The organism is Zemynaea arenosa (assembly GCF_004614185.1).
GTDB classification, from domain to species: domain Bacteria; phylum Pseudomonadota; class Gammaproteobacteria; order Burkholderiales; family Burkholderiaceae_D; genus Telluria; species Telluria arenosa.
The window spans coordinates 1-10,785 of record NZ_SPVF01000251.1; the positions used below are offsets into that span (position 1 = coordinate 1).

Consider the following 10,785-nt stretch of genomic DNA (forward strand, 5'->3'; position numbering starts at 1 on the left):
AGGCCGCGTAACGACACACCTCCGCCGTCCGCGCGCCGTCCTGCCAGCGTCGCGCCGGACCAGGCCGTCTCCGGCCCCTGCCCGCGCACATACGGCTCCCCGAAGGCGCTTTCGTACAGCTCCTTCATCCGGTCGCCCAGCGCCACGTGGGCCTGCTCATCCTCCTCACCGCGCAGTCCGATATACGGGAAGTGGTGCAGGAAATATCCGAACACGGCCTCGCAATCGGCCGCGTATTTGAGGGTGTCCAGGATGTGGTAGTGCCAGAAAGTATCGACGTCGAACAGCGGCGCCGTGCGTTCTTCCGGAAACTTTTTCATCAGGTAGAGAAAGCGGCGATATTCCACTTCAACCGCGTTCGCCTTCTGGAGCGACCAGCCCTCGCCCGATTGCGGGTGCATAAGCTTGACCTTGATGGGATCGAGGTCGAGGCCGGCGATGGTGGCAAAGTTGTCAATTTTCATGGCAGTTCCTTTGTGGTGGGGGCGACGCTCAAGCGTCCCGCGCATTCTTCGCCCACCCGGAATCTGCCTACTTGACTCCACTCAACTTTCGGTAAGACAACGCCTATATCGTTGCAGCAATCTCCTCCATTGGTTTGACCGTTTGGCTGACTCGTGGCGAAGCGATCCGCACCGACACCGCGATCGTCGTTCCCAAGCCCGGCGAACTGTGGATCGCAAAATTCCCGCCCAGGATCCGGATCCGCTCCTCGATTCCCACCAGTCCGAACGACTGCGGCTTGTCGCGCGTCCCCGGCCGCATGCCCTGGCCGTTGTCCGCCACCGTCATCGCCAGCACCCCGTCCTCGGTCAGGCGCAGGTCCACCCGCACATAGCTCGCCTTGGCGTGCCGCGTGATGTTGTGCAGCGACTCCTGCAAGATGCGGAAGAACGCGGTCGCATAGTGGTCCTCCAGCTTGAACTCGCGGTGCGTCTCCAGCAGCTCGCACTGGATCCCGGTGCGGCGCTTGAAGTCCGCGACCAGCCAGTCCACCGCCGCGTTCAGGCCCAGGTCCAGCACATTCGGCCGCAGGTCGTTGATGATCTGCCGCACCGAGCGAATGATGGTGTCGATCTGCAGGAGCGTTCCCGCCACGCGTTCGTGCAGCCGCGGCGCGCTGTGCGACGTGCGGTTGGCCAGCAGCTCCGCATCGATGCGCAGCGCCAGCAGGTTCTGTCCCAGGTCGTCATGGATTTCGCGCGCGATGCGCTTGCGCTCCTCTTCCTTGATCTGGTCCGCATGCGCCGCCAGCCGCCGCAGGTGCTCGTGCGAGAGCTGCAGCTCGTGCTGGCTCTCGCGCAGCTCGCGCGTCATCTCGCGCGCCAGGTGGATGGCCCGCATGCGCGAACTGGCCAGCGCGTGGTACAGCGCATAAAGCAGGGCCGCGACCAGGAACCCGGCCCCCGCCGCCAGCCACGGGAACCACTCGTCAAAGCCGCTGTACTGCCCGTTCTTGGCGATGCTGAAGTGCGCATTCCACTGCCGCCCGTTGAAGTCCAGCGGCAGCTGGTTGATGAAGTGGTGCCCGTCGTTGAAGCTGCGCTGCGGCGACGGATTGTTCGGGCTGGCCGCGCTGTCGAACAGCGTGGTCCCGCTGCCCGCATCGGCGACGATCACGCGCGTGCCCTGCATCGGCAGCTCATCGAGCACGCCCTGCACCAGCTTCTCCACCGAGAAGCCCATGCCCAGCGTGCCGACATAGGCCGCGCGCCGCTGCGCCACCGTCTCCAGCGGCATGCCGGGGCGGTAGATCGGCAGGCGCATGCCCAGGCCCATGCGGTTGGGCCCCGTGAGCACGTCTAGCGGCTGGCCCGAAGTGCTGATGGCGCCCGTATCGCGCGACTCGGCCAGCGCCTTGGCCACCGCGGGCTTCGATTCCAGGTCGTAGCCGACCTTGGCCGGCCAGCGTTCCACCGGCTCGATGTACACCAGCGGCGTGTAGCTGCTGCGCGGCCCCGGCGGATTCACCTGGTAGTCCGGGTAGCCGTCGCCAGGCCGCGCCTGCGCCTTCACTTCGGCCAGGAACTGCGCCATCTCGGACGGCGCCACGTGCTGCCCATAGTTGATGGTGGCGATGCCGGGAAAGTGCCGGTCCAGGTCCAGCCCCGCCACGTAATGGCGAAAGCGCTCGCGCGTGAAATCGGGATTGGTATTGAAGGTGCTGACGCCTCCGCGCAGCACGTCCGTGTAATTCTTGATGCGCGCGTTGATCGCGAATTGCGCGGTGCGCGTGAGATTGCCGAAGCGTTCGCGCGAGTCCGATTCGATCGACTTGGCCGTGGCCACGTAGAACAGCAGGCCGACCGCCGCCGAGATACCCAGTCCTGCCCAAAGCGCCGGCTCGCGTACTGCTTTGCGCATGTTCATGGCGCACCCGTTATGTGGTTGTTGTTTTGGTTTGAATCAAATGTATCCATCTGGTTAAACCGGCGTCAAATGCCGCGCCAATAAAACAACGTTCAAACGTTTGCGTTGGGCCGCTAAACAAAAAATGGGAGCCCGAGGCTCCCATTCTGTGACTTTTTCTTCACGTTTGCGCAGGCTTATTTCTGCCAGCTGTCCTTCAGCGTCACGATCCGGTTGAACACCGGCTTGCCGGGCTGCGTATCGTGGCGGTCCGCGACGAAGTAGCCGTGGCGCTCAAACTGGAAGCGCTCTTCCGGCTTGGCGTTGGCCAGGCCCGGCTCCAGGTAGCCGGTGACGACTTCCAGCGCTTTCGGATTCAGGAACTCCTTGAAGTCCTTGCCGCCCGCATCGGGCATCGCGTCCGTGAACAGGCGGTCGTACAAGCGGACTTCCGCTTCCAGCGCGTGCGAGGCCGACACCCAGTGGATGTTGCCCTTCACCTTGTAGTTATTCGCGCCTTCGGTGCCGGACTTCGAATCCGGGAAGTAGTTCACATGGACCGCGGTGACCTTGCCGTCGGCGTCCTTGTCGTAGCCCGTGCACTCCACCACGTAGCCGTACTTCAGGCGCACGCGCGCGCCCGGCTGGCCGTCCACCGGAGGCGTGAAGCGGAAGTAGCCCTTGGTCGGCACTTCCATGAAGTCTTCTTCCTCGATCCACAATTCCTTCGTGATCGGGAAGGTGCGGTTGCCCAGCTCCGGGTGGTGCGGGTGCACCGGCGAGCTGCATTCGTGCGCTTCGCCCTCGGGGAAGTTGTCGATGATGAGCTTCAGCGGGCGCAGGACGGCGATGCCGCGCGGCGCCTTCGGATCCAGGTCTTCGCGCACGCAGCCTTCCAGCACGCCGAAGTCGATCCAGCCATCCGATTTGGTCACGCCGGTGCGCTCGCTCATCATCTGGATCGCTTCCGGCGTGAAGCCGCGGCGGCGCATACCCACGAGGGTCGGCAGGCGCGGATCGTCCCAGCCGTCGACGATGCCTTCCTCGACCATCTGGCGCAGCTTGCGCTTGGAGGTCACGATGTAGGTGAGGTTCAGGCGCGCGAACTCGTACTGGCGTGGCACCGGCTTGCGGAAGAAGCCTGCTGCGCCCAGCGTGTCCACCAGCCAGTCGTAGAACGGGCGATGATCCTGGAACTCCAGGGTGCAGATCGAATGGGTGATGTTCTCCAGCGCGTCCGAGATCGGGTGCGTGTAGTCGTACATCGGGTAGATGCACCAGGCGTCGCCCGTGCGATGGTGGTGCGCATGGCGGATGCGGTACAGCGCCGGATCGCGGTTGCTCATGATCGGCGACGCCATCGCGTCCTCGCTCATCTTCGCGCGCAGCACATGCTCGCCGTCCTTGTACTTCCCGGCTTTCATGTCGCGGAAGATCTGCAGCGATTCTTCCACGGGGCGGTTGCGATAGCGCGAGTTGGTGCCGGGCGTGCCGAAGTTGCCGCGGTTGGCCGCCATCTCCTCGGCGCTCTGGCTGTCGACGTAGGCCTTGCCTTCCTTGATCAGGAATTCGGCCATCTCGTACAGCTGCTCGAAATAGTCGGACGCGTAGTGCAGGTGCTCGCCCCACGAGAAGCCCAGCCACTGCACCGAATCCTTGATCGAGTCGACGAACTCCTGCTCTTCCCTGGCCGGGTTGGTGTCGTCGAAGCGCAGGTGGCAGCGGCCGTTGTAGTCGCGCGCCAGCCCGAAATTCAGGCAGATCGATTTGGCATGCCCGATGTGCAGGTAGCCGTTCGGCTCCGGCGGGAAGCGCGTGATCACATCGGGCAGGCCTTCGCGGCGATGGGTGCCCGCGGCCACGTCGTTCTCGACGATCGTGCGCAAAAAGTTGGGCGCCGGCGCGGCGGCCGCACCGGAAGAATTCTTGTCGTTGCTCATGAAGTGAGGCGGAAAATTTTGAGAATATCCGTGGATTTTACCCTATGTGGTGCGCCGAACAGATCAGGCCGGGCTTTGGCGGGACACTGGGGGCAATAACCTTTTACCAACAGGTGCGGCCATGAAATCGTCTGCGACTCACCGTTCCCTCGTCGCCTCCTACCTCGCTGGACTGGCCGGGCTGCCCGCTCCGGTGCCCCAGCCGGTGCGCGTGGCGCGTTCCGCCCAGGTCAAGGCCCAGCTGCTGCGCATGATGAAGCAGCGCAAGGCGCTCAAGCAGGGCTGAGCAGGGCACAACACGCTTGCTCTTTCGTCCATCCCGCCCAATATAGGATAATGGTCCTTTTTTCAGGCGGAGTTGGAAGTGGAAAATCTCTACCACGTGCTGGGCGTGCCGCCCAATGCCACTGACGACGAGATCAAGAAAGTCTACCGCTCGCTCGCAATGCGCTTCCACCCGGACCGCAACCAGGAGCCGGGTGCCGACGTGCGCTTCAAGGCCATCGTCAAGGCCTACGAGGTCCTGTCCGATCCTGCGAAACGCGAAGAGTACAACCAGAGCCTGAATCACCGCATCATCATCGACGCGCAAGCCGAGGCGTACGGGATGTGGCGCTCGCTGTTCGCATTGAACGGCGTCGCTATCCCTGCCGAATAAGCAGCGCGTCCAGGAATCACGAATCATGAGCAAACGCGTACACCCCGAATTCTCCTTCCAGGCCCGCGAGCTGGAAGGCCAGATCGAAGGCATCCTGGGCGACCCGCCCAACCAGAAGAACTACAACATGATGACCCAGGCCCTGGTCTCGGAATATGCGAGCGGCAGCGGCATCGAGGACGTCAACATGATGGCCTTCGCCTTGGTGGACCACATCCGCTTCACTGACCCCAAGGGCCTGATGGCCGAGACGCGCGACTGGGACCGCGGCCACCCGGACAAGGTGTTCGGCATGGCCACCTGCGGCGAGGACGGCGAGCCCGCGCAGATGTACAGCGCGATCTGCGAGAACCACCCCGAGCTGGCCCGCCAGGCCATCCTCACCGCATTCCTGCACAAGCACCAGGGCCGCTGGACGGACGAGGACCAGTCCCTCGAACAGCTGACCGCCAACGATGAAGGCGACGAGCATGACGAGGACGAACACGGCATGGTGTCCGACGATTTTGCGAATCTGTTTGACCAGGGAGACGAGCAATGAGCGACGACAAGACCTATCTGCCCGCGATCACCAAGCAGGTGACCGACCTGGTGCTGGCAGGTTCGCTCTCGCATGCCGAGGAGGCGTTCTCGGAGGCGGCGGAGCAGCACGGCGACTTCGCCGTGGCCGAGGTGCTGTCCACCATTCCGCCGCAGGTGACGGCGCTGCACCTGGCCGGCTTCGATGGCGGCAAGACGTCGCTGGCCACGCTGCTGGTGCCGCCGCGCGCCTGGGCCGACAGCCTGGCCTTCATCGCGGCCACCTGGCCGGACGACATGATCGAGGATGACCCCGAGCGCATCGCCGAATCGCTGTTCGCGCACGTGCACGGCGTGGTCTTCGCCACCGACGACGAGGACCGCCGCCGCGAGCTGCTGGCCGAGGCCTCCGCCACCGACCACGGCGCCACCGTGTTCGCGATCCTGTTCTCCATGTCGCCGAAAGAGGTGCTGGAAGTGGCGCAGGAAGTGATTCAGAAGGGCCCGTACATCACCGGCCAGACGTCGTCCGACTCGGACATCGTGCCGCTCGCGATCGAGCTGGTGAAGTCCAGCGAGGATGGCTGGGACCGCGCCCTGTTCGAACTGTTCCCCGACTTCCGCCACAGCGCCGACCTGGCCGACGCCGAATTTTCGGACGATCCGGACGAGGAACCCAGGTTCCTGCAGCGTTCCACCAAGGAGCTGCTGTACCGCTTGCGCAAGCAGGTACCGTCGACCCGCACCGCGCCACGCCGCGGCACCCGCAAGTCGATGGGCACCAAGATCTTCGGCTGATACGATTTCGGCTCAACACCTTTTCGGCTCAACACCTTTTTGGAGAACCACCGCCACATGCTGCCAGCACTCGTCCAGGAACGCCCGCCACGCCTTGTCCGCGCCATCAAGACCCTCGCCGGGCGCGAGGTCGATGACGAGGGCATCATCCTGGCCGACGAGCTGTCCGGCATCACGGCGATGGTGGCCGAGAAGTTCACCAATGACCGCACCGCCGACGGCATCCAGCGCGCGCTGTTCCTCACGGTGGGCGGCGTATCGCTGGGCCTGGAGCATTTGTTCGGCACGGCCGATGACGAGGCGGTGCTGGACTTCCTGATCGAAGAGGGCGCTGAAGCGGCCTTCCAGCAGGGCTTCAAGCTGCTCAAGGACCTGGCCGCGATGCCGGAAGATACCCTGATCGGCGAGTACGACACGGACACCGTGTATTCCCAGCGCCGCCTGAAGGAGATCTTCTTCGACATCTGCTACGCCGACCCGCAGCAGAACTGGTCCGGCTACGAGAAGTACATGCAGCAGCACCAGCAGCGCGCCGAGGTCCAGGCCATCGTGCGTGCCGCGCAGTGGCTGCGCCGCCATCACTGGGAGGGGCCGATCAATGATCCGGACCTCAACGCCGAGGGCGTGCTGGCGCTGGCCGTGATCTTTGCGGTGGAGGGCACCGGCCGCATCACCGCGCGCACCAACGATGCGGAATTCGCGCGCTTCGTGGCGGCGGTGCGCAAGCAGAAGCCGGACTTCGAGGAAGGCTGGTCCAAACTGCTGGACGCGGTGCCGCCCCAGCACCGTGCCGTGATCGCGGAACGCATCGAGAACTACCGCCAGCACTGCACCGTGCTGCAGAAGCTCCCCGGCCGCAGCGCCCTCAAGACGCTGCTGGCCGAGCTGGAAACCTACGCCGGCTCCGAGCTCGAAGCCGACATCTAGGATATGCAACCATTTGGTTGCATATCCGTGTTGCGCTAAAGCGCCTTCAAAAACGCCGCCAGATCGGCCATCTCCTTGGCGGTGAGCACCATGTTGAAGCGCCCCTGGTAGAACACCACCACATCCTCCGCGGTCGCCGCCGAGCCGTTATGGAAGTAGGGCGGCCGCGCTGCCAGCCCGCGCAGGCCTGGCGCCTTGAACTTGCCGATGTCCTTCCACTTCCCGGTTACCATCGCGGCGCCCGGGTCCGTGCTTTGGACCGTCTCGCCGGTGGCGTTGTTGCGTAAGGTGTAGAGCGGCATGTCGCGCGTGCGCAGCGCTGCATCCGATACGCCCAGGTTGAACATGCGCGGCACGCCGTGCGACCCCGCCGACGGCACGCTGTGGCAGCTCGCGCAGGTGCCCTTGCGCAGGGACGCCACCTTCAGTTCATCGCCAAAGCCAGGCACCGAGGTCAGGTCGATCTCGCGCGTGTTGAAGATGCGCTCCCCGCGTGCGATCGCGGCGCGCGCCCGGTCACGCTCGGAGGCCGGCCGGTTGTGCGGGCCGGGGCGGTCCAGGTTGAGCCACGCACCGTACAGCTGGAACACATTGGAATTGAACGGTGCGCCGGTCTGGTAGTCGCCCGCGTCCACATCGTTGATCCCGAACCAGAACGGGACCTGCGGCAGCGCGAACGGGCCACCCTTACCGCCCGCATCGAGCACGCTGCCCACGCCATCCACCGTCAGCTGCGCGGTGAACAGCGCTGTTTCGAAGTCGACCGCCTTGCGCAGGTCGGCGGGCGCCATCCCCGCGTCGAATTCGGCGTGGCCACGCACCGCGCTGTTGGCCTGCTCCAGCAGGTTGGAGTCCTGGCTCGCCCAGCACAGGGGCGGGTCGGTGTTCTTGATGCACGGGCCGGCGGCATCGGCAAAGGTCTCGCGTCCGTCCCACATCACGCTGCCCGCGAACTTGAGGTTCGTGGCCGGCAGCGGGCGGCGGAACAGCGACAGCTCGGCCGCGCTGGCGAAGTGGTAGGGATCGTCCACCGCCACCAGCGAGAACTCCGCTCCGGGCGGAATCGCCGCGCCGATGCGGATCACGCCGCGCGTCAGCAGCATCGAATAGGCGACGGTTCGCTGGATCAGCGTCTTCACCGGCATGGTGGGCGAGTTGGCGCCGTCCACCACGCGGAACACGGGGTCCGTCCCCAGCGAGAGCAGAAAGCGCGTGCGCAGCGACGTGGGAGTGATGGTCCAGCCGTCCGACTCGGTGTGGCAGCTGGCGCACGAGCGGCCATTCCCGAGCGGCTTGAAGAACGGGTTCGTGCGGTCGATCCCGCCCGCCGTGCTGAAGGTCATGGCCGTGCCTTCCTTGTTTGGCTGGGGCAGGGTGGGGGTGAGGGGGGCTGCGGCCTGTTGCGAGTCGCTGCCGTGCATGGTGACAGCCGCGGTCTGCGTCGGTCCCGCGGCGGCGGGAGTGCCGGCCTCGCGGTCGCCGGGGCCGCAGGCAGTCAGCAGCGGAATCAGCGCCATCGCGGCGCCAAGGGTTTGTTTTGTCATGGTGGCCTCCGTCAGGTGGGGAGAGCCCAGAATGCATCGACGCCACCATGGGTATTGGACATGGATTAGGGGATGCACGCCGCGCGCGCCTGGTCGCCGATTGCGTCAAGCCATGCACTCGACGGGGATCACGCTTCCTGCGGCGCGCGCCAGTCCACGTTAAAGTAACGGTTCGCATCACCGAAGCTGAAAGCAGTTCATGTCCCGTCCCGCCATCGCCGCCGGCACCCCCGAGTTCAAGCGCATTAACCGCGCCATGCTGTTTGGCGGCTTCTCCACCTTCGCGTTGCTGTATTGCGTGCAACCGCTGATGCCCCTGTTCGCCCACACCTTCGCGCTCACGCCTGCGCACAGCAGCTGGGTGCTGTCCAGCTCCACGGCCGCGCTGGCGCTGGCCATCCTGGTCTCCAGCGTGGTGTCGGACCGCTTCGGCCGCAAGCCGCTCATGAGTGCCGCAATGATGGCGGGCGGTGTCCTCACGCTGCTGTGCGCCCTGGCACAGGACATCTCGCAGCTGCTGCTCCTGCGCGCAGTGCTCGGCCTCGCGCTCGGATTCATGCCTGCCATCGCCATGGCCTACCTGAGCGAGGAGATCGATCCGCCTTCGCTCGGCCTGTGCATGGGTCTTTACATCGGCGGCAGCGCCTTTGGCGGCATGGTTGGGCGCTTCGCTGCGTCCGTGATCGGCGATTTCTGGGGCTGGCGCGTGGCGTTGGGAGCGATGGGCGTGGCCGGGCTGTATGCGGGCTTCGAGTTCTGGCGCAGCCTGCCGGCCTCGCACAACTTCCGTCCCGGGCAGGGTGGCCTTGGCAACGTGGTGCGCAATCTGCGCTGCCATCTCGCGGACCAGGGCTTGCCCTGGCTGTTCGCGTTGTCCTTCCTGCTGATGGGCAGCTTCGTCAGCCTGTACAACTACATCGGCTACCGCCTGCTGGCCGAGCCCTATGCACTGCGCCAGAGCGTGGTCGGTGCATTTTCGGTGCTCTACCTGCTCGGCATCTTCAGCTCCGTCTGGGCAGGCAAGCTGGCGGACCGCATCGGCCGCCGCAACGTGTTGTGGATCGTGATGATCGTTATGCTCGCCGGGCTGGTGATGACGCTCGCGCCACAGCTCCTGCTGATCGGCCTTGGCATGGCGCTCTTCACCTTCGGCTTTTTTGCCTGCCACTCGGTGGCCAGCAGCTGGGTGGGGCGGCGCGCCCGCACGGCGCAGGCGCTGGCCTCCGCACTGTACCTGTTCTTCTACTATCTCGGGTCCAGCCTCGTGGGCTCGTTCTCGGGTGTGCTGTGGGCTCACTGGGGCTGGGGCGGCGTGGTGGGCGTGCTGTCCGCCGCGCTGGCGCTGGCCTTCCTGATCGCCTTGCGGCTGCGTGGCCTGGCGCCGCTGGAGCCGGTCGTTCCCACCGTTCCGCCCTGATTTTTTTGGCGGCGTTTCGGCCCCGTTTCGCCGCCATCCCACCCCGTTTCGTCGCACGCCCGTAGTCCGGCGGGAGGGCAATGCCTAATCTTGCGCTACCACTTCACACAGGGAGCACAAGATGAAAAAGACGATCACCGCCATCCTCCTCGCCACCGCCTTCGCCTCGGCTTTCGCAGCTCCGCAGGAGGTCGCCTCGCCCGGATTCGCCAAGGCGCGCCAGCAGTTCGACGCCGCCGCCGCGGGCGATACCAGTGCGCGCGACGCTGCCATTGAGGCCTTTCAGGGCCTGGCCGCCGCCCAGCCGGGCCACCCGCTGCTGATGGCCTACGAAGGCGCCGCCACCGCGATGAAGGGCCGCGACGCGACCATGCCGTGGGAGAAGATGAAGTATGCGGAGAAGGGCGCCAATATGATCGAGAAGGCTTTGCAGCTGCTCGGGCCCGAACATGACGAAGCGCTCTTCAACGGTACGCCGGAGAGCATCGAGATTCGCCTGGTCGCCGCTAACACGCTGCTCGCGCTGCCGGACTTCATGAACCGCCGCACCGGCGGACGCCGCGCCGTGGACGCCGCGCTGGCGTCGCCCGCCTTTGCCAAGGCGCCGGCCCCGGTGCGCGCCGCGCTGTATGC

Annotated in this window: 11 protein-coding genes; 7 read left to right on the forward strand and 4 right to left on the reverse strand. The window is 65.4% G+C overall.

The window, feature by feature from the left end; genetic code table 11:
* The 3 genes from E4L96_RS19635 to E4L96_RS19645 all read right to left on the reverse strand — a co-directional run.
* A partial coding sequence (locus E4L96_RS19635; protein WP_135208908.1) for a glycine-rich domain-containing protein occupies positions 1-464 on the reverse strand: 464 nt, incomplete at its 3' end.
* 103 nt (positions 465-567) lie between these two features.
* Positions 568-2,370, reverse strand: coding sequence for a CHASE domain-containing protein (locus E4L96_RS19640; RefSeq protein WP_229414629.1), 1,803 nt, complete (start codon positions 2,368-2,370; stop codon positions 568-570).
* Positions 2,371-2,546: 176 nt separating this feature from the next.
* Entirely contained in the window at positions 2,547-4,289 is a 1,743-nt protein-coding gene (locus E4L96_RS19645; RefSeq protein ID WP_135208909.1) for a glutamine--tRNA ligase/YqeY domain fusion protein, read from the reverse strand.
* 121 nt (positions 4,290-4,410) lie between these two features.
* Between E4L96_RS19645 and E4L96_RS23890 the strand changes: the two genes are divergently transcribed.
* From E4L96_RS23890 to E4L96_RS19665, 5 genes are all read left to right on the forward strand, one after another.
* On the forward strand, positions 4,411-4,575 hold the full coding sequence (locus E4L96_RS23890; protein WP_167758749.1) for a hypothetical protein: 165 nt from the start codon (positions 4,411-4,413) through the stop codon (positions 4,573-4,575).
* A 78-nt stretch (positions 4,576-4,653) separates the two neighbouring features.
* Positions 4,654-4,947 (forward strand): DnaJ domain-containing protein, encoded by a 294-nt coding sequence (locus tag E4L96_RS19650; RefSeq protein WP_135208910.1) that lies wholly within the window; start codon positions 4,654-4,656, stop codon positions 4,945-4,947.
* A 25-nt stretch (positions 4,948-4,972) separates the two neighbouring features.
* Complete coding sequence (locus tag E4L96_RS19655) at positions 4,973-5,488, forward strand: hypothetical protein (RefSeq protein WP_135208911.1); 516 nt, start codon at positions 4,973-4,975, stop codon at positions 5,486-5,488.
* Positions 5,485-6,264, forward strand: coding sequence for a hypothetical protein (locus tag E4L96_RS19660; protein ID WP_135208912.1), 780 nt, complete (start codon positions 5,485-5,487; stop codon positions 6,262-6,264). The genes E4L96_RS19655 and E4L96_RS19660 overlap by 4 nt, the downstream gene beginning before the upstream one ends.
* 57 nt (positions 6,265-6,321) lie before the next feature.
* A complete protein-coding gene (locus E4L96_RS19665; protein WP_135208913.1) occupies positions 6,322-7,191 on the forward strand; it encodes a hypothetical protein in 870 nt (289 codons plus the stop codon).
* Positions 7,192-7,226: 35 nt separating this feature from the next.
* Here E4L96_RS19665 and E4L96_RS19670 read toward each other — a convergent pair whose 3' ends face one another.
* Positions 7,227-8,735, reverse strand: coding sequence for a cytochrome C (locus E4L96_RS19670; RefSeq protein WP_135208914.1), 1,509 nt, complete (start codon positions 8,733-8,735; stop codon positions 7,227-7,229).
* Between the two features lie 199 nt (positions 8,736-8,934).
* Between E4L96_RS19670 and E4L96_RS19675 the strand changes: the two genes are divergently transcribed.
* Together E4L96_RS19675 and E4L96_RS19680 are read left to right on the forward strand one after the other, a co-directional pair.
* Positions 8,935-10,152: an MFS transporter gene (locus E4L96_RS19675; RefSeq protein WP_135208915.1), complete on the forward strand. Its 1,218-nt coding sequence runs from the start codon at positions 8,935-8,937 to the stop codon at positions 10,150-10,152.
* A 121-nt stretch (positions 10,153-10,273) separates the two neighbouring features.
* Positions 10,274-10,785 (forward strand): hypothetical protein (locus E4L96_RS19680; RefSeq protein WP_220433457.1); only part of this gene is annotated, 512 nt, incomplete at its 3' end.